General features: G+C 71.7%; 20 protein-coding genes and 4 tRNA genes. 5 read left to right on the top strand and 19 right to left on the bottom strand.

What is annotated here, in order from left to right; genetic code table 11:
* Positions 1-45: 45 nt before the first annotated feature.
* The 7 genes from ACGFX4_RS05065 to ACGFX4_RS05035 all read right to left on the bottom strand — a co-directional run bounded on the left by ACGFX4_RS05065 (position 46) and on the right by ACGFX4_RS05035 (position 5049).
* Complete coding sequence (locus ACGFX4_RS05065) at positions 46-963, bottom strand: hypothetical protein (protein ID WP_393070369.1); 918 nt, start codon at positions 961-963, stop codon at positions 46-48.
* Positions 963-1868 carry a hypothetical protein gene (locus ACGFX4_RS05060; RefSeq protein ID WP_393070367.1) on the bottom strand — a complete coding sequence of 302 codons (906 nt, stop codon included), beginning with the start codon at positions 1866-1868 and terminating at the stop codon, positions 963-965. The genes ACGFX4_RS05065 and ACGFX4_RS05060 overlap by 1 nt, the downstream gene beginning before the upstream one ends.
* Before the next feature lie 122 nt (positions 1869-1990).
* A complete protein-coding gene (gene rplA / locus ACGFX4_RS05055) occupies positions 1991-2713 on the bottom strand; it encodes a 50S ribosomal protein L1 (protein ID WP_345697615.1) in 723 nt (240 codons plus the stop codon).
* Between the two features lie 79 nt (positions 2714-2792).
* Positions 2793-3227 carry a 50S ribosomal protein L11 gene (gene rplK, locus ACGFX4_RS05050; protein ID WP_345697616.1) on the bottom strand — a complete coding sequence of 145 codons (435 nt, stop codon included), beginning with the start codon at positions 3225-3227 and terminating at the stop codon, positions 2793-2795.
* A 169-nt stretch (positions 3228-3396) separates the two neighbouring features.
* On the bottom strand, positions 3397-4302 hold the full coding sequence (gene nusG / locus ACGFX4_RS05045) for a transcription termination/antitermination protein NusG (protein ID WP_393070364.1): 906 nt from the start codon (positions 4300-4302) through the stop codon (positions 3397-3399).
* A gap of 168 nt (positions 4303-4470) precedes the next feature.
* Positions 4471-4833, bottom strand: coding sequence for a preprotein translocase subunit SecE (secE, locus tag ACGFX4_RS05040; RefSeq protein WP_393070362.1), 363 nt, complete (start codon positions 4831-4833; stop codon positions 4471-4473).
* Between the two features lie 143 nt (positions 4834-4976).
* Positions 4977-5049: transfer RNA gene (locus ACGFX4_RS05035), tRNA-Trp, on the bottom strand.
* 218 nt (positions 5050-5267) lie between these two features.
* Between ACGFX4_RS05035 and ACGFX4_RS05030 the strand changes: the two genes are divergently transcribed.
* Together ACGFX4_RS05030 and ACGFX4_RS05025 are read left to right on the top strand one after the other, a co-directional pair.
* Complete coding sequence (locus ACGFX4_RS05030) at positions 5268-6503, top strand: pyridoxal phosphate-dependent aminotransferase (RefSeq protein WP_393070360.1); 1236 nt, start codon at positions 5268-5270, stop codon at positions 6501-6503.
* Positions 6504-6597: 94 nt separating this feature from the next.
* Positions 6598-7626 carry an adenosine deaminase gene (locus tag ACGFX4_RS05025; protein ID WP_393070358.1) on the top strand — a complete coding sequence of 343 codons (1029 nt, stop codon included), beginning with the start codon at positions 6598-6600 and terminating at the stop codon, positions 7624-7626.
* 26 nt (positions 7627-7652) lie between these two features.
* Here ACGFX4_RS05025 and ACGFX4_RS05020 read toward each other — a convergent pair whose 3' ends face one another.
* The 9 genes from ACGFX4_RS05020 to ACGFX4_RS04980 all read right to left on the bottom strand — a co-directional run bounded on the left by ACGFX4_RS05020 (position 7653) and on the right by ACGFX4_RS04980 (position 13003).
* Positions 7653-8696, bottom strand: a complete 1044-nt coding sequence (locus ACGFX4_RS05020; protein WP_393070356.1) for a UDP-N-acetylmuramate dehydrogenase — start codon at positions 8694-8696, stop codon at positions 7653-7655.
* A gap of 202 nt (positions 8697-8898) precedes the next feature.
* Positions 8899-9297 (bottom strand): DUF3291 domain-containing protein, encoded by a 399-nt coding sequence (locus ACGFX4_RS05015; protein ID WP_393070354.1) that lies wholly within the window; start codon positions 9295-9297, stop codon positions 8899-8901.
* A gap of 49 nt (positions 9298-9346) precedes the next feature.
* Positions 9347-10783 (bottom strand): MFS transporter, encoded by a 1437-nt coding sequence (locus tag ACGFX4_RS05010; RefSeq protein WP_393070352.1) that lies wholly within the window; start codon positions 10781-10783, stop codon positions 9347-9349.
* Positions 10784-10870: 87 nt separating this feature from the next.
* Positions 10871-11437 (bottom strand): TetR/AcrR family transcriptional regulator, encoded by a 567-nt coding sequence (locus ACGFX4_RS05005; protein WP_393070350.1) that lies wholly within the window; start codon positions 11435-11437, stop codon positions 10871-10873.
* A 120-nt stretch (positions 11438-11557) separates the two neighbouring features.
* Entirely contained in the window at positions 11558-11980 is a 423-nt protein-coding gene (locus ACGFX4_RS05000; protein ID WP_393070349.1) for a MaoC family dehydratase, read from the bottom strand.
* Between the two features lie 5 nt (positions 11981-11985).
* Positions 11986-12444 (bottom strand): MaoC family dehydratase N-terminal domain-containing protein, encoded by a 459-nt coding sequence (locus tag ACGFX4_RS04995; protein ID WP_393070347.1) that lies wholly within the window; start codon positions 12442-12444, stop codon positions 11986-11988.
* A gap of 122 nt (positions 12445-12566) precedes the next feature.
* Positions 12567-12731, bottom strand: coding sequence for a 50S ribosomal protein L33 (gene rpmG / locus ACGFX4_RS04990; RefSeq protein ID WP_006604855.1), 165 nt, complete (start codon positions 12729-12731; stop codon positions 12567-12569).
* 83 nt (positions 12732-12814) lie between these two features.
* Positions 12815-12887, bottom strand: a tRNA-Met gene (locus ACGFX4_RS04985).
* 43 nt (positions 12888-12930) lie between these two features.
* Positions 12931-13003 (bottom strand) — tRNA-Thr (locus ACGFX4_RS04980).
* Positions 13004-13317: 314 nt separating this feature from the next.
* On the opposite strand from ACGFX4_RS04980, the gene ACGFX4_RS04975 reads away from it, so the two are divergent.
* The gene (locus ACGFX4_RS04975) at positions 13318-14577 is read left to right on the top strand and encodes a hydrolase (RefSeq protein ID WP_393070346.1); all 1260 of its coding nucleotides are present in this window, start codon (positions 13318-13320) and stop codon (positions 14575-14577) included.
* Positions 14578-14671: 94 nt separating this feature from the next.
* Here ACGFX4_RS04975 and ACGFX4_RS04970 read toward each other — a convergent pair whose 3' ends face one another.
* Both ACGFX4_RS04970 and ACGFX4_RS04965 read right to left on the bottom strand, forming a co-directional pair.
* Positions 14672-15064, bottom strand: coding sequence for a hypothetical protein (locus tag ACGFX4_RS04970; protein WP_393070344.1), 393 nt, complete (start codon positions 15062-15064; stop codon positions 14672-14674).
* A gap of 81 nt (positions 15065-15145) precedes the next feature.
* Positions 15146-15226 (bottom strand) — tRNA-Tyr (locus ACGFX4_RS04965).
* Between the two features lie 215 nt (positions 15227-15441).
* Here ACGFX4_RS04965 and ACGFX4_RS04960 point away from each other — a divergent pair.
* Both ACGFX4_RS04960 and ACGFX4_RS04955 read left to right on the top strand, forming a co-directional pair.
* Positions 15442-15930 (top strand): YajQ family cyclic di-GMP-binding protein, encoded by a 489-nt coding sequence (locus ACGFX4_RS04960; RefSeq protein WP_345697629.1) that lies wholly within the window; start codon positions 15442-15444, stop codon positions 15928-15930.
* Positions 15931-16469: 539 nt separating this feature from the next.
* Positions 16470-16739 (top strand): hypothetical protein, encoded by a 270-nt coding sequence (locus tag ACGFX4_RS04955; RefSeq protein WP_393070342.1) that lies wholly within the window; start codon positions 16470-16472, stop codon positions 16737-16739.
* Positions 16740-16826: 87 nt separating this feature from the next.
* Here ACGFX4_RS04955 and ACGFX4_RS04950 read toward each other — a convergent pair whose 3' ends face one another.
* Positions 16827-17318 (bottom strand): hypothetical protein, encoded by a 492-nt coding sequence (locus ACGFX4_RS04950; protein WP_393070340.1) that lies wholly within the window; start codon positions 17316-17318, stop codon positions 16827-16829.
* Positions 17319-17448: the final 130 nt, after the last annotated feature.

The raw sequence follows: 17448 nt of genomic DNA, 5'->3' as shown, positions 1-17448 counted from the left end.
CCCGTGCCGTCCGTTCCGTCCACCTTGCCATGCCCCAGCCGGGGCTCAGCCGGTGGCGGCGCCCTGCTGCGCGGCCTTGAGGAGCTCGGCGAAGTCCACGGTGTCCGCCTTGGCCGGGGCCTTGGTCTCGACCGGGGTGCCGTAGCCGGAGTAGACCGAGGCGGCCTCGAAGTGGCCGGCCTTGGTCTCGAAGCTCTCGACCTTCTTCAGCAGCAGCTGGTCCGCGCCGACCCAGACCTCGACGTGGTCGGCGCCGACCACGGTCTGCTCGAACTGCGTCTTCAGCGCCTTGACCTGATCGGCCGTCAGGCCGTTGGTGGCCATCCGGTCGAGGTCGGCCGCGGTGAAGTCGCCCTGGTACTTGGTGGCCTTGGTGCCGTTGACCGACTCCTCGCCGACCTTGGCGACCTTGCCGCTGGCGATCAGCGTCCGCACCGCGGCCACCGGGTCGGCGGACTTGAACTGGCTGCGCAGCGCGTCGCCGCTGGCACCCATCAGGGTGGCCATGTCCTCGTAGCCGTAGCGCAGCCAGTGCTTGCCCTGCAGCTGACGGGCCATCGCGTCGCCCATGTTCACGTAGTAGGCGTCGGAGAGGTAGCGGGCGGTGAAGGTACCGTCGCCGCCGACCTGCGAGAGCGCCTGGCCCATCTTGCCGCCGGTGGCGCTGCCCTTGAGCTCGCCCTGCAGGCCGTCCTGCCAGGAGATCGCGCCCTGGAAGTGCATCACGCCGTCGCCGGCCTTGATGTCCGACTCGACCTTGGCGCTCTTGGCCGCGCTGGTGCGGTCGCCGACCGCCTTGAGCAGCGCCTCGGGGGCGAGCTCGGCGGCCTTCTCGACGGCGTTCTGGGCGACCGGGGCGGCCGCGCCGCCGCCGGAGCAGCCGGCCAGGGTCAGCGCGAGGCCGGCCGCCGCGGCGGCGAGCAGCGCCCGGGCCGGACGGACGCCACGGGTGCGGGTGCGCATCACTGGCCCGCCTTGGCGAGCACCTCGGCGAGGTCGAAGACCTGGTCGGCGGCGGGCGCCTTGGGCGCGGCCACGGTGCCCAGCTCGCTGTACTTGGCGGTGCCGGTGCCGCCGCCGTCGCCGAGGCCGAGCTGGTTGCCGGAGAGCTGGACCAGCTCGCCCTTGGCGTTGATCCACAGCTCGACGGTGGTGCTGCCGCCGCTCTTCTTCAGCTGCTCCAGCACCTTGGCCTTGACGTCGGCGGTCAGGTTCATCCCGGCGACCATGGCCTCCGCCGGCACGACGCTGCGGTAGTGCACGGTGTCGGTGCCGTCGATCTTCTCGTTGCCGACCTTGGTGGCGGTGGGCGCGGCGGCGACCAGCTGGATCGCCGGGTTCATCATCTGCGACATGGTGGCGACGGAGCCGGTGTCCTCGGAGCCAGCGGCCTTGTTGGCGGCCTTCAGGTCGATCTTCATCCACTGCTTGCCGCCGGCCAGCACGGCCAGCTGCTCGGGCGCACCGACGTACATGATGTCGCCGATCAGCAGGACCTTGTAGTCCTTGCCCTCGCTCTTGGTGGTCATCTCGAAGGCGCCCGGGGTCTTCCAGACGATCACGCCGGTGCCGCCGTCGTCGGCGGTGGCGCCCTTCGCGGTGATCTTCGCGCTGCCCGCCTTGTCCATCACGGCGGCGGCGGCCAGCAGGGCCTCCTTCGGCGCGAGGTCCTTGACCGAACCGCCGGCCGCCGAGCCGGGGCCGCCGGAGGCGCCGGCCGAGGCGGAGGCGCCCGCCGAGGCCGCGGCGGACGAGCCGCCCTTGGCGTCCGAGCCGGTGCCGGCCTTGCTGCCACCGCACGCCGTCAGGCCGCCGACCAGCACGGCCGAGACGGCGACGGCGGAGGCGATCCGCAGGGAAGTACGCATCGAAGGGTCCCCCTCTAAGTCAATTCTCATACAAGAGCCAGATGCGGACTCTACCCGCCCGAAACGACAGCCTGCCCGCACCCCGAGGGGGTGCGGGCAGGCTGTTTCAGACCTGGTACGGATCAGACCGCGGCCGGGTCCTCCTCGACGAGGAGGTTGCGGGTGCGGTTCGGGTCCACCTGGATGCCGGGGCCGATGGTGGTCGAGAAAGCGATCTTCTTGATGTAGCGGCCCTTGGCGGCGGCGGGCTTGGCCCGGAGGACCTCGTCCAGCGCGGCGCCGTAGTTCTCGACCAGCTGCTCGTCGGTGAAGGAGGCCTTACCGATGATCAGGTGCAGGTTCGAGTGCTTGTCGACGCGGAACTCGATCTTGCCGCCCTTGATGTCGTTGACAGCCTTGGCGACATCGGGGGTGACGGTGCCGGTCTTCGGGTTCGGCATCAGGCCACGGGGACCGAGCACGCGGCCGAGGCGGCCGACCTTGCCCATGAGGTCCGGGGTGGCGACGACGGCGTCGAAGTCCAGACGGCCCTTGGCGACCTCGTCGATCAGCTCGTCCGAGCCGACGATGTCGGCGCCCGCAGCACGCGCGGCCTCGGCACGGTCACCGGTCGCGAAGACCAGGACCCGAGCGGTCTTACCAGTGCCGTGCGGGAGGATGACGGTGCTGCGGACCATCTGGTCGGCCTTGCGCGGGTCGACGCCCAGACGCATGGCGACCTCGACGGTGCCGTCGAACTTGGTGGTGGAGGTCGCCTTGGCGAGGCGGATCGCCTCGAGCGGGGCGTAGATGCGGCTGCGGTCGACCTGGGCGTCCGCGGCCTTGAGAGCCTTGCTGCGCTTCACTGCTGCTCCTGAATTGAATGGAGTTCGTGGTGTGTGCGGGCCGCGCGGGCCCTACCACGGGGGGACGAGAAGGGGGTGATCAGCCCTCGACGGTGATGCCCATCGACCGGGCGGTGCCGGCGATGATCTTCTCCGCCGCGTCCAGGTCGTTGGCGTTCAGGTCGGGGAGCTTCACCGTGGCGATCTCGCGCACCTGGGCCGAGGTCAGCTTGGCGACCTTGGTCTTGTGCGGCTCGGCGGAGCCCTTGTCGACACCGGCGGCCTTCAGGATGAGGCGCGCAGCCGGCGGGGTCTTCGTGATGAAGGTGAAGGAACGGTCCTCGTAGACCGTGATCTCCACCGGCACGATCATGCCGCGCTGCGACTCGGTGGCCGCGTTGTAGGCCTTGCAGAACTCCATGATGTTGACGCCGTGCTGACCCAGCGCGGGGCCGACCGGCGGAGCCGGGTTGGCAGCACCGGCGTTGATCTGGAGCTTGATAAGCCCCGTGATCTTCTTCTTCTTGGGAGGCATTTCTCTCCGGGTCCTTCCGAGAGGTGATTGCTGGTGTGTGCACCGCCGCAGCGACATGCGGCTGCCAGCACACACATCGGACCAGGCTAACCGCTGAGGCGGTCCTGGACCAAAACGGTTCCGGGGCGGGGCCACCAGGCCCCGCCCCGGAACCGAAGACCGTGGGTGGTCAGTTCTTGGTGATCTGGTCGAAGGAGAGCTCGACCGGGGTCTCCCGGCCGAAGATCTCGACCAGGCCCTTGACCTTCTTCGAGTCCGGGTTGATCTCGTTGATGGTCGCCTGCAGGGTGGCGAACGGACCGTCGGTGACGGTGACCGAGTCGCCGACCTCGAAGTCCAGCACCTGGATCTCGCTCGGCTTGACCGGCGACGGCTTGCCGGCCTCCTTGGCCGCGGCGCGCTCCACGTCCGGGGCGAGCATCTTGACGACCTCGTCCAGGGTCAGCGGGTACGGGTCGTAGGCGTTGCCGACGAAGCCGGTGACGCCGGGGGTGTTGCGCACCACGCCCCAGGACTCCGGGGTCAGGTCCATGCGCACCAGGACGTAGCCGGGGAGCTTGTTCTGCCGGATGGTCTTGCGGTCGCCGTTCTTGATCTGGACGACCTCCTCCTGCGGAACCTGGGACTCGAAGATGTAGTCCTCGACGTTCAGCGAGACGGACCGCTGCTCCAGGTTCTGCTTCACCCGGTTCTCGTAGCCCGCGTAGGTGTGGATGACGTACCACTCGCCCGGGGCGATCCGGAGCTGCTCGCGGAACTCGGCGACCGGGTCGCTCTCCTCCGCCGGAGCGGCCTCGACCTCGGCCTCAGCCTCGACCTCGACCTCGGCGACGGCCTCGGCGAACGCCTCGTCGGCGGCGGCCTCGTCGTCCTCACCGGTCTCGTGCAGCGCGGCGGCCTCGGCGGGCTCGCCGGCCTCCTCCTCGGCGGCCTCGACCTCGTCCAGCTCGGCGTCCGCGGCGTCGACGATCTCCTGGTCAGCCTCGGCGTCGGCAGCCTCGGCCGCGTCCAGCTCGGCGGCGACATCCGCCTCGCGGACGGTCTCGTCGGCGTCGTACAGGGGGGAATCGGACACGGTCGCTGCTTCTTTCCTGGTTGTGGAACGTTGTGGAGAACGTTGTGGAACGGATACCTCAACAGTACCCAGTCAACGGTAGCCGCCTCGTCCGGTTCGCGCCGACAGCTCGACCCGGGCCGAAGAATTCGACCCGGGTCGGAGAGTGGTTCTGTGGAGGATCCGGCGTCAGCCGAAGACCCAGAAGCTGATCTTGGAGAAGCCCCAGTCGAGGCCGGCCACCAGCAGCATCATCACGATGACGAAGACCACCACGACGGTGGTGTACTGCATCAGCTCGTTGCGGGTCGGCCAGACGACCTTGCGCAGCTCGGCGATGATCTGGCGATAGAAGATCGCGATCCGGGCGAACAGGCCCTTCTTGGCCCGCTTGCCGGACTTCTTCCCGCCCTCGCCACCGGCGGCCTTGTTGGCACGCCGACGCTCGCGCCGGGAGAGCTTGGCGTCTGCGGCAGCGGTGTCGTCCGCGCCGTCGGCACCCTCGGGGTTGCCGCTCTCAGGCGTTGCGGTGGAGCCCGTGGTCTCCGTCACTCGTCCTCACCTGAATCCGGGTCCTGCCGAGGTCCGTGCCGAGTTGCACGGGCGATCCGGCGAAAGCAGTGCTTGGGTGGGGCCCTCTCCGCATCAAGCCCGCTCGCTCAGCGGAGCGAACGGGCTCGGTACGGATCAAGCAGCAGGGCACGAGGGACTCGAACCCCCAACCGCCGGTTTTGGAGACCGGTGCTCTACCAATTGAGCTAGTGCCCTACGGAACCTTGCGGCTCCGGGTGGCCCCCAACCTACCGCATCCGAGCCGCTGCGTGGTGTACGCAGTGGAAGGATCCGCAGTTCGGAAGCCGTCGAGCAGTGAGTGTACGGGATCCTTCGCCGATTGGTCGAACCTCATTCACGCGGACCGTCCACGGCGGCGTACACATGGTGAAACCACTGTGCTCCAGCACACGCGCTTCTGGGACCATGCAGTCATGAGCGCACCCACCCCCGAGAACGTCCGCCCCGCCGACCGCCGGGTCTCCGCCCGGGTCGGCGCCATCGCCGAGTCCGCCACCCTCGCCGTCGACGCCAAGGCGAAGGCCCTCAAGGCGGCCGGCCGCCCCGTGATCGGCTTCGGCGCCGGCGAGCCGGACTTCCCGACCCCCGGCTACATCGTCGACGCCGCCGTCGCCGCCTGCCAGGACCCGGCCAACCACCGGTACACCCCGGCCGGCGGCCTGCCCGAGCTCAAGGCCGCGATCGCCGCCAAGACGCTGCGCGACTCCGGCTACCAGGTGGACCCCTCGCAGGTGCTGGTCACCAACGGCGGCAAGCAGGCGATCTACAACGCCTTCGCCGCGATCCTCGACCCGGGCGACGAGGTGATCATCCCCGCGCCGTACTGGACCACCTACCCGGAGGCCGTGAAGCTGGCCGGCGGCACCCCGGTCGAGGTGGTCGCCGACGAGACCACCGGCTACAAGGTCTCGGTCGAGCAGCTGGAGGCCGCCCGCACCGAGAACAGCAAGGTCGTCCTCTTCGTCTCGCCGTCCAACCCGACCGGCGCGGTGTACACCGAGGCCGAGGCCGAGGCGATCGGCCGCTGGGCGCTCGAGCACGGCCTGTGGGTGCTCACCGACGAGATCTACGAGCACCTGGTCTACGGCGACGCGACCTTCACCTCGCTGCCGGCCCTGCTGCCCGAGCTCGCCGACAAGTGCATCGTGGTCAACGGCGTGGCCAAGACCTACGCCATGACCGGCTGGCGGGTGGGCTGGATGATCGGCCCCAAGGACGTCGTCAACGCCGCGGCCAACCTGCAGTCGCACGCCACCTCCAACGTCTCCAACGTGGCGCAGCGCGCGGCCATCGCCGCGGTCGCCGGCGACCTGTCCGCGGTGGACGAGATGAAGACCGCGTTCGACCGCCGCCGCAAGACCATCGTGAAGATGCTCAACGAGATCGAGGGCGTGTTCTGCCCCGAGCCGGAGGGCGCGTTCTACGCCTACCCGTCGGTCAAGGAGCTGCTCGGCAAGGAGATCCGCGGCAAGCGCCCGCAGACCTCCGCGGAGCTGGCCGCGCTGATCCTGGACGAGGCCGAGGTCGCGGTCGTCCCCGGCGAGGCCTTCGGCACCCCCGGCTACCTGCGGCTGTCCTACGCGCTCGGCGACGCCGACCTGGTCGAGGGCATCAGCCGCCTGCAGAAGCTGCTGGCCGAGGCGAGCTGACCGCCGCGCGCCCCCGGAACCGCCCCCGTCACCCCTTCGAGGGATGTGCCGGGGGCGGTTCCCGTTTGCGGGCCGGATGCGGCAGGATTCGTGAATGGATGAGCAGCCTGACGCCCGTGATGTCCGGGGCCTGCCGAAGGCCCACCTGCACCTGCACTTCACCGGTGCGATGCGCCCCGCGACCCTGCTCGAACTGGCCGACAAGCACGGCGTCCGCCTGCCCGAGGCGCTGATCTCGGACGAGCCGCCGAAGCTGCGGGCCACCGACGAGCGCGGCTGGTTCCGGTTCCAGCGGCTGTACGACACCGCGCGGTCCTGCCTGCGCGACGAGGCCGACATCCGGCGGCTGGTCCGCGAGGTCGCCGAGGACGAGGCGGCGGACGGCTCGCGCTGGCTGGAGATCCAGGTCGACCCGACCTCGTACGCGCCCCGGCTCGGCGGGCTCACCCCCACCCTGGAGCTGATCCTGGACGCCGTCCGGGAGGCCTCCGCGGCCACCGGCGTGGGGATGCGGGTGCTGGTCGCCGCCAACCGGATGAAGTCCCCGATGGACGCCCGCACGCTGGCCCGGCTCGCCGTCCGCTACGCCGACCAGGGGGTGGTCGGCTTCGGTCTGTCCAACGACGAACGGCGGGGCCTGGCCCGCGACTTCGACCGCGCCTTCGCGATCGCCCGGGACGGCGGGCTGCTCGCCGCCCCGCACGGCGGGGAGCTGGCCGGGCCGGAGTCCGTCCGGGACTGCCTGGACGACCTGGGGGCCGGGCGGATCGGGCACGGCGTGCGCGCCGCCGAGGACGACCGGCTGCTCCAGCGGCTCGCCGACCGCCAGGTCACCTGCGAGGTGTGCCCCGCGTCCAACGTGGCGCTCGGGGTCTACGAGAAGCCCGAGGACGTCCCGCTGCGCCGGCTCTTCGACGCCGGGGTCCCGCTCGCGCTCGGCGCCGACGACCCGCTGCTCTTCGGCTCCCGGCTGGCCGCGCAGTACGAGCTCGCCCGCGACGTCCACCACTTCACCGACGCCGAGCTGGCCGAGCTGGCCCGCCAGTCGGTGCGCTCCTCGCGCGCGCCGGAGTCCACCCGGAAGGAGCTGCTCGCCGACATCGACGCCTGGCTGACCGCCTGACCGGCCGGGCGGGGCTCCAGAGGGCTCTAGAGGGTGACGCCCACCATCACCGGCTCGTTCACCAGCTCCACGCCGAAGGCGGCGCGGACGCCGTCCCGGACCTCGCGGGCGAGGGCCAGCAGGTCCTCCGTGGTGGCGCCGCCCCGGTTGGTCAGGGCCAGCGTGTGCTTGGTGGAGAGCGTCGCCGGACGGCCCGTGCCGTGGCCCTTGCGGAAGCCGGCGTTGTCGATCAGCCAGGCCGCGCTGGTCTTGGTGCGGCCCTCGCCCGCCGGGTAGGCGGGGGCGGCCAGCCCGTCCAGGCGGCGCAGGAAGGCGGCGTACTGGTCGTCCGTCAGCACCGGGTTGGTGAAGAACGAGCCGGCCGACCAGGTGTCGTGGTCCTCCGGGTCGAGCACCATGCCCTTGCCCGCCCGCAGCTTCAGCACCGTCTCGTACGCGGTCCGCAGCTCCACCCGCTGCCCGGCCTCGACACCGAGGGTGCGGGCCACCTCCGCGTACTTCACCGGGGAGGACATCCCGTCCTCGTCGGCGAGCCGGAAGCGGACCCGCAGCACCACGTACCGGTCGGGGTCGGCCTTGAAGCGGCTGTGCCGGTAGGAGAAGGCGCAGTCCTCGCCGGTCAGGGTGACCGTCTCGCGCAGCAGCCGGTCGTAGGCGACCACCTCGGTGATCGTCTCGGCGACCTCCTGGCCGTACGCGCCGACGTTCTGCACCGGGGTGGCGCCGGCCGAGCCGGGGATGCCGGCCAGGAACTCGATGCCCGCCAGGCCCTCGTCGACGGCCCGGGCGACCGCGTCGGTCCACACCTCGCCGGCCGCCAGCTCCAGCAGCGTGCCGTCGAGGACGAAGCCCTCGGTGGCGATCCGCAGCACGGTCCCGTCGAACCCGGCGTCGCCGATCACCAGGTTGGAGCCGCCGCCGATCACCAGCAGCGGCTCCCCCGCCGCGTCCGCGGCCCGGACGGTCTCGACGACCTCGGCGTCGGTGACGGCGGTCACCAGGCGCCGCGCCGGCCCGCCGAGTCGGAGCGTGGTCAGCGGGGCGAGCGGGGCATCGTTGTCGACAAGCACGCCCCCAGCGTACGGGGTCGCCCCGGCGGAAACCGCGTGCCCGCCGCCGACCGCCGTGCCATGGTGCCCACGACGCTCCGGACAGCCGGCGCCGTGGGGTGTCACACCGGACGGCGCGGTCCGGCCGCGCACCGGTCACCGCACCGGCACGACCGGCTCCCCCGGCTTCCGGTGGGACGGCGGCCAGGCCACCCGGTCGGCATCAGGCCGTCCCGCGGCGCTGGGTCTCGATCCGGCGGTCCGCCTCGGCCCAGTCGGGGAGCCGGTCACCGGTGGTGGTCCAGAAGGTGAAGACCGAGGCCTCCATGGCGGGACGCATCCGCTTCATGGTGGAGCGGTGGGGCTCGGCGCCGACCAGGGCCTCCAGCGCGGGGCGGCTCTCCCAGGCCGAGAGCGTCCAGAAGGTCCGGCGCAGCGGGGCGGCCCGCAGGCTCATCCCGACGGCGCCCCCGGTGGCCAGGGCCTGCTTGCGGATCGCCAGCGAGGCGCGCAGGAAGCCGGGTACCTGGCTGAGCCGGCGGAGCTTGAACTCGGAGGCCATCACGGTGACTTCGCCGCTGTGTCCGGCGGCCGGACCGGCGGTCCAGGGGATGGTGGGCATCGCTGTCTCCTTCGCTCTCTGACGGGGTGTCGGTGGGTCCTGGCCGGGTTCAGTGCGGTGCGGTTCCGACCTTCTCGAGCGGCGCGGCGGGCGCGGTGCCCGGGTCGGTGGCGGGTGCGGTGCGGCGGCGCGGGATCAGGGCGGCGGCGACGGCGGCCGCACCGACCGCGGCGGCGCCGACGTACAGCGCGGGCAGCAGTCCGTCGTGGAACTGCTGGGCGGAGCCGTAGCCGCCCCGGGAGGAGAAGACCGCGGCGAGCACGGCGACGCCGAGCGCTCCGCCGACCTCGCGCATGGCGTTGCTGGCGCCGGAGGCGATGCCCTGCTCCTCGGGCCGGACGCTGGACATCACCAGGGCGGCCATCGGGGCGAAGAACAGCGCCATGCCGATCCCGCAGATCACCAGCACCGGCACCTGGGCGGCGTACGAGTAGCCGCCGCTGCGCTCGACCAGGGCGAAGGAGGCCAGTCCGACCGCCTGCAGGACGAGGCCGGTGACCACGATCGGCCGTCCGCCGATCCGGCCGGCCAGGGCGCCGGCGATCGGGGCGACGATCAGCGGCATGCCGGTCCAGGGCAGCATCCGGACGCCGGCCTGCTGCGGGCTGTAGCCGCCGACGTTCTGCAGGTACTGGCTGATCAGGAAGATCGAGCCGAACATGCCGAGGAACATCAGCAGGCCGGCGACGTTCACCGCCGAGAAGGCGCGGCTGCGGAACAGGCGCATCGGCAGCATCGGCGCGGCCGCGACGCGCAGCTCGTACCGGACGAAGGCGGCCAGCAGGGTGAGGCCGCCGATCAGCGAGCCGAGGACCAGCGGGCTGGTCCAGCCGTCGGGGTTGCCGCGGATCAGGCCGAGGACGAGGCCGAACATGCCGGCGCTGGCCAGGGCGGCGCCGGGGACGTCCAGGCGGGGGTTGACGCCGCGGCTCTCGACCAGGCCGAACCGGACGACGGGGAACAGCAGCAGGCCGATCGGGACGTTCAGCCAGAAGATCCACTGCCAGGAGAGGTGCTCGGTGAGGACGCCGCCGACCAGCGGTCCGACGGCCACGCCGAGGCCGTTGACGCCGGACCAGATGCCGAAGGCGAGCGGGCGCCGGGCGGGCGGGGTGGCGGCGGTGAGCAGGGTGAGGGTGAGCGGCATCATCACCGCGGCGCCGGCGCCCTGGACGGCGCGGGCGGCGATCAGCGCGCCGATGTTCGGGGCGAGCGCGGCTCCGGCCGAGCCGAGGGTGAAGACGGTCAGGCCGAGGCTGAACATCCGGCGGCGCCCGAAGCGGTCACCGAGGGCGGAGCCGAGCATCAGCAGGACGGCGAAGCTCAGGGTGAAGGCGCTGACCGTCCATTCCAGGTCGGAGAGGCCGCCGCCGAGCTCCTCGCGGATGGCGGGCAGCGCGGTGGTGACGACCAGGTTGTCGAGGCTGGCCATGAAGCCGGCCGTGCTGGCGACGACCAGCGTCCAGAGTGCTGTTCTGTCCTTCATGAGGTCCCCCGTCGATCTCTGGTAGTTATTGCTCAATAACTTTCAAGGGCCGAGAAAAGGGCACGCCGCACGGACGCGCCCGTCCCCTCAGTTGTCGACCCGGGGCCCGCGCTCGGGCGGAGCACCGAAGCCTTCCCAGATCCGGTGGCCGTCCGGATAGCCCAGCGCCACCAGGGTGTTGATCAGCATGCCGTAGGCCATGAAGTCGGTGGCCTCCCTGGTGTCGCCACCGATCCTGATCCGGACCCGGTCGAACAGGTCCAGCCAGCCGGCCCGCGCGATCTCGCCGATCTCCGTGTCGCCGGCCGCCTCCGCGGCGAACACCGACACGTACATCTGCATCTGCATCATCAGCTTGTCGCGGTCCTCGATCAGCGTGAGGTAGCCGGCCGACATCGCCTCTTTCGCGGCCTCGCCGGTCAGCCCCTCGGACGCCCGGTCGAAGGCCTGCCAGGTCTCGTCCATGCAGCGCTCGCACGCCGCCCGGAAGATCGCCTCCTTGCCGGGGAACAGCCGGAACAGGTACGGCTGCGAGACCCCGACCCGCTTGGCGATCGCCTCGGTGGAGGTGCCCCGGTAGCCGCCGCGACCGAACTCGATCATCGCGGCCCGCACGACGCTCTCCCGCCGCTCCTCCGCCGTCATCCTTGCCATGGGTTCCAAGTTAGTGGCCAATCACTACTTTGGCAAGGGCGGACTCCGGCAAGGGCGGACTCCGGGAACGCCGGAGGGGCGCACCCGACGGGCACGCCCCTCCGTTCCACGACACACGGCTCAGGCCAGCCGGACGACCGCCCGCGACATGCCGAGCACCTTCTGCCCGCCGCTGGTCGCCACCAGGTCGACCCGGACCTTGCGGTCCTCCAGCAGCGCCGCCACCTTGCCGGTGACCTCGATCACCGCGCCGACCCCGTCGTTCGGCACCGGCACCGGACGGGTGAAGCGCACCCCGTACTCGACCACCGCGCCCGGGTCGCCGACCCAGTCGGTCACCACGCGGACCGCCTCGGCCATGGTGAACATGCCGTGCGCGATGACGTCCGGCAGGCCCACCTCCAGCGCGAACTTCTCGTTCCAGTGGATCGGGTTGAAGTCACCCGACGCACCCGCGTACCGCACCAGCGTGGCGCGGGTCACCGGGAAGGACTGCGCCGGCAGCTCGGTGCCGACCTGGACCTCGTCGAAGCTGATCGCCATGCCCGTCACTCCCCCGCCTCGTCGGCCGCCCGCGACACCAGCGTCATGACCGCCGTCACCACGTGCTCGCCACTCTCGTCGTGCACCTCGCCACGCACCGTCAGGACGTCGTTGCCGGCCAGCGACTTGATCGCGTCGATGGCCACCGTCACCGCCAGCCGGTCACCCGCCCGCACCGGCCGGGTGTACGAGAACTTCTGGTCCCCGTGCACCACCCGGCTGTAGTCCAGGCCCAGCTCCGGGTCGTTCACCACCTGCGCCGCGGCCTCGTACGTGATCACGAACGGGAAGGTCGGCGGCGCGATCACGTCCGGGTAGCCCAGCGCCTTGGCCGCCTCCCGGTCGGTGTACGCCGGGTTCGCGTCACCCACGGCGACGGCGAACTCGCGGATCTTCTCGCGGCCGACCTCGTACGGCTCGGTGGGCGGGTAGGTCCGCCCGATGAACGAGGGGTCGAGCGGCATGGGCTACTCCTCGGAATTCCTCTGATGGATCGTCACGCCCACCGCACCGGCCCGGCGCGGAGAACGCAGAAAAGACTCCAGGCCGCGCCCCGAACGGGGTGCGGCCTGGAGTCGAGGCAAAGTCAGCGGGTCTCGCGGTGCGCCGTGTGCGAGTTGCAACGCGGGCAGTGCTTCTTCATCTCAAGACGGTCCGGGTCGTTGCGCCGGTTCTTCTTGGTGATGTAGTTCCGCTCCTTGCACTCCACGCAGGCCAGCGTGATCTTCGGGCGGACGTCGGTGGCAGCCACGGGAGTGCCTTCCTGGGACAACGAATAAGAACACAGACAAGAGTAGCCGATCGGGAGCAGAACCCCCGATCGACTACGCGGAGTAGCGGTGACCGGACTTGAACCGGTGACACAGCGATTATGAGCCGCTTGCTCTACCAACTGAGCTACACCGCTTAGATGATCAGCACCCCCGCCGAAGCGGACTGCCTCTCACCAGAGCCCCCATGCGGAATCGAACCGCAGACCTTCTCCTTACCATGGAGACGCTCTACCGACTGAGCTATAGGGGCGAACGAGGAAGAGATTACACGTTTCCCGGCCAGAGGTGAAATCCGTATCCCGGCCGGAACGTCGCAGGTCGGCGGGGTCGCACTGACGCACCGTCCCGGAACCCCCGTTCGACCGCGCCGCAACCCGGCCCGATCCGGCCGATACGACTTATGCCCGCCCGCGAGCGTCCGAGGAGCGTCCCGGCCGGGCCCGCAATAGGCTCGACTGTCAGTGATCTTGCGAGCGCGCGCGGGCCCCGGCGGCCGGCACGCGGACAGGCGCGTCGGCGGCCCGCACGCCGCACGCGCACCGGCGGGCAGCGAGGAGGGTCGCAATGACGGACAGCACACCGGCCGAAGGGCCGCACCCCGGACCGCCCGCCAACCCGCTCGGGCACGGCCCCGTCCTCCTGCTCGCCGGCGCCCGGCTCGCCGACGGCCGCATCGTCGACGTCCGGATCAGCGGCGACCGCATCCAGGCCGTCGGCACCGCCGGCAGCCTCGGACCGCTCCCCGCCCTCCCCGGCCAGCCCACCGTCACCACCGGCGCCCGGATCGACCTGTCCGGCTACCTCCTGCTCCCCGCCCCGGCCGAACCGCACGCCCACTACGACCACGCCTTCTCCGCGGCCCTCCCCGGCCCGCCCCCGGACCACCCCGCCGACCTCGTCCGCCGGGTCACCGAAGCCGCCCTCACCTCCCTCGGCTACGGCGCCACCGCCCAGCGCACCCACGTCCGGATCGGCGACCTGCACGGCCTGCGCCGCCTCGAAGCCGTCCTCACCGCCCGCCAGGCCCTGCGCGGACTCGCCGAACTCCAGGCCGTCGCCATGCCCCGCCTGCTCACCGGCCGGGCCGGCGCCGACGGCCGCGCCCAACTCCGCGACGCCCTCAAACTCGGCGCCGACGCCGCCGGCGGCTGCCCCGACCTCGACCCCGACCCGATCGGCTACGTCCAGATCCTGGTCGACGCCGCCCGCGACGCCGACTGCCCCGTCGACCTCCACACCGCCGGCCGCGACCAGGCCCAACTCGCCCGCCTCGCCGCCGCCCTGGCACCCCTTCGGCCGCGCGTCACCCTCGGCCCGTGCAGCACCCTCGCCGCCGGCGGCGGCCCCGTCCTCGCCACCGCCGGCATGCGCGTCGTCTGCCTCCCGCAGAACGGCTCCTGCACCGGCCTCGAAGGGCCCGCACCCGGCCTCAACCCCTCCCTCGTACGGGAGTTGGCCGACGCCCGGGTGCCGCTCAGCGCCGGCAGCGGCGCCCTCCGCGACCCCGCCAACCCGGTCGGCCGCGCCGACCCGCTCGAAGCCGCCCACCTGCTCGCCGCCTCCGGCACCCTCAGCCCCGACGCCGCCTACGACGCCGTCTCCACCCAGGCCCGACTCGCCCTCGGCCTGCCACCCGTCCGCGTCGACGCCGGCTTCCCCGCCGAACTCCTCGCCATCCGCGGCGACAGCCTCCCCGGCGCCCTCTCCGGCGGACACAGCCGCCTCGTCATCCACAGCGGGCGCGTGGTCAGCCGCACCAGCGCCGTCCGCGAGTTCGCCGACACCGTCGCCCTCGCCCTCCCCCGCCAGAACCACCCCGGCTGACCCCCGGCCGACCTCGGGACGCGCGACAGCCCCCGACCCGCACAGTCGCGGATCGGGGGCTGTCGACGCGGCCCGACCGGCCCTCGGCCTCCTGCTACGGGGACGGCCGCGGCTCGGCGTCACGCAGGACGGCCACCAGACCGAGCGCGGGCACCACCAGCAGGCCCACCAGGGCCGGCAACTCCCATGCCCCCGGCGCCACCGCCGCCATCATGAAGGCGACCGGGAACGCCAGCAGCGCCGCCGCCAGCGCCCAACCCCGACCCGCCCTCAGACGCCACCACGCCACCAGCCAGACCACCGCCACAAGCACCGCGAGCCCGGCGCACAGCAGCACCGCGAGCTGCGCCAACGCGGGACCCAGCAGGTCGTCCCCGTCCACGGCCCCCGGCGGCGCGGTGTCGACCGCGGCCGCAACCGCCCCGGCCCCCGCCGCGACCACCAGCCAGTACCCGGCCTGCCCCCACACCCATCGCCGTCGCACCACTCCGCCCCTCCCGCACCCCGGTGGCAAACGAAACAGCCCCTGATCTGCGTTTCCGCAGATCAGGGGCTGTTTTCTATCCTGTGGCTGGTGCAGGGTTCGAACCTGCGTAGCTTGCGCGACAGATTTACAGTCTGCTCCCTTTGGCCGCTCGGGCAACCAGCCAGGATTGGTGTCTCACGGGGGGCTGCCCCGTTCGACGTCGTAAACGATACCTGATGAAGGGGGGTGGTCTGCCACTCGAAATGTCACGTGATGATCAAGGGCGGCACGCGGCTGCAGCGGGCGGGGTACGGGGTGCGCTGGATAGGCTTGGGCGTCGCCTGCCCGGGATGGGCGGCGGTGACCGTGTTGCCAGTAGCTCAAGGAGACCAACACCCATGGCCGACTCCAGTTTCGACATCGTCTCGAAGGTCGATTGGCAGGAGGTCGACAACGCGATCAACCAGACCTCTCGTGAGATCGCGACCCGCTTCGACTTCAAGAACGTGGGCGCGGAGATCAAGCGGTCCGGCGAGAAGATCGAGATGAAGGCCAACGGCGAGGAGCGGGTCCGGGCGATCCTGGACGTGCTGCAGACGAAGTTCGTCAAGCGCGGGCTGTCGCTGAAGGCTCTGGACCCGGAGGAGCCGCGGCTCTCCGGCAAGGAGTACAAGCTCGATGCCAACGTGAAGGAAGGCATCACCCAGGACGACGCCAAGAAGGTCGCGAAGATCATCCGCGACGAGGGCCCGAAGGGCGTCAAGGCGCAGGTCCAGGGCGACGAGCTGCGCGTCAGCTCGAAGTCGCGCGACGACCTGCAGGCCATCCAGGCCCTGCTCAAGGGCAAGGACCTGGACTTCCCGCTCCAGTTCGTGAACTACCGCTGACCCCACCGCGCTCACGCGCGGAGGCGTTGGCTTCCGGGCCTCAGGAGGGCACATCGGGCACGCCGCCCGCTGTGCCCTCCTCGCCGTTTTCCTGGCCGCCTGTGGAAGCGGCGGGCCGCCGCCGCGTGTGCCCACGCCGTCGAACGTGCCGACCGCGCCTCAGTTCGCCGGTGCGGAGGCTGTTGTGGAGGCTCTCGGCAAGGCAGGTGTCCCGTGCCGCGTCACCCTGAGCAATGCGTTGAGCGGGGGATCGCGCATCGACTGCACCGCGGACATCGACGGGAGGAGCTTCGACTACGTCGTCGAGGTCTTCGACCCGGGCCGTTGCACGCGGGACGACATCGGGGACGCGACCGCAGCGGGGCGCACGGCGTTCCACCAGACCTCCGTCGCTGCCTGGAACTGGCACATCAACGTGGTCGATCCCGCGTACGCACCGCAGCTCGCCCAGGCTCTCGGCGGCGTCGCGCTCCCCGGTGACGAGCAGCCGGTCCCCGACTTCCCGCTGCCGTCGATCCCTGCCTCCCCGCGGTACGACAGTGTCGAGCAGCTCGCCGCAGCCCTCGACGCCGCCGTCGGGTGCTCGGACCGGGGAGAAGGTCGGCCGCACTCCGAACTGCGCGACCCTGCAGCTCTGCGGCAGCGACACCGGTCGGGACAGGGCGCCGCGAACGGCCGTGGCGTACCGGGGAGTTCCGGCCTCTCTCGCCACGTCCGCGAACTGGTTGATCAATCTCGGCGACTACGGGCTCGCCGACCGGGTCGCGCGGGACCTCAAGGGCGTCGTGGTCCGCTACGACGGGCAGTAGGCGCCCGGCGGACAGCCTGCGGGGCCGGTGGGGGGAGTGCGACGGAACGCACTCCCCCCCACCGGCCCCGCGGGTCTGTCGGGTGGGTCAGGCGGGCGGCGCGGGCAGGACGGGGAGTAGCTGGCCGAGGAGGTCGTTGATCAGGCCGGTCAGCTGGTCGACGAGTTTCTGCAGGTCACCAGGGTCCGGGGTGCCGCCGGCCGGTGGGGTGGCGGCGGCGAGGAGCTGGTTGATGAGGTCCTGCAGTGCGCCGAGGTCCAGGCCCTGGGGGGTGGCACCCACCGGTGCCGAGCCTGCCGACACCGAGCCGGCGGTGGCCGAGCCGGTCGTGAGCGAGCCGGTCGGCGGGGAGCCGGTGAGGTGGGTGGGGGCGTTCGGCGCGGCGGGGAGGGCCGGGCGGTACGGATGGCCGGCGGCGAAGAGCGAGGCCGGGGGTGCGACGCCGGACATCGGGAAGGTCGCGCGGGGGTGGGACGCGTCGGTCGCGGCCGACGGGTTGGCGGGGGCCGCGGTGGCGGCGGTGGCGGCGGTGAGGCTCAGAGCCGCGGCGAGCGCGGCGGCCGCCCAGGTGGCACGCATGGTAAAGCCGTTCCTTTCAGCGGAGTTCAGGCATTTCGCCTGCACCACACGTTGAGCCACCGCCGGGGCGGGGGCCACCGTTCGTACGCCGAATGGTGCGGGCTCCGCCGAGGGCCGGGCAGGGAACGGT

Source organism: Kitasatospora sp. NPDC048365 (assembly GCF_043200835.1).
In the GTDB taxonomy this organism is placed as follows: Bacteria; Actinomycetota; Actinomycetes; order Streptomycetales; family Streptomycetaceae; genus Kitasatospora; species Kitasatospora terrestris.
Note: the sequence above shows the minus strand (reverse complement) of the source record. Positions and strands in the feature narration are given on the sequence as shown.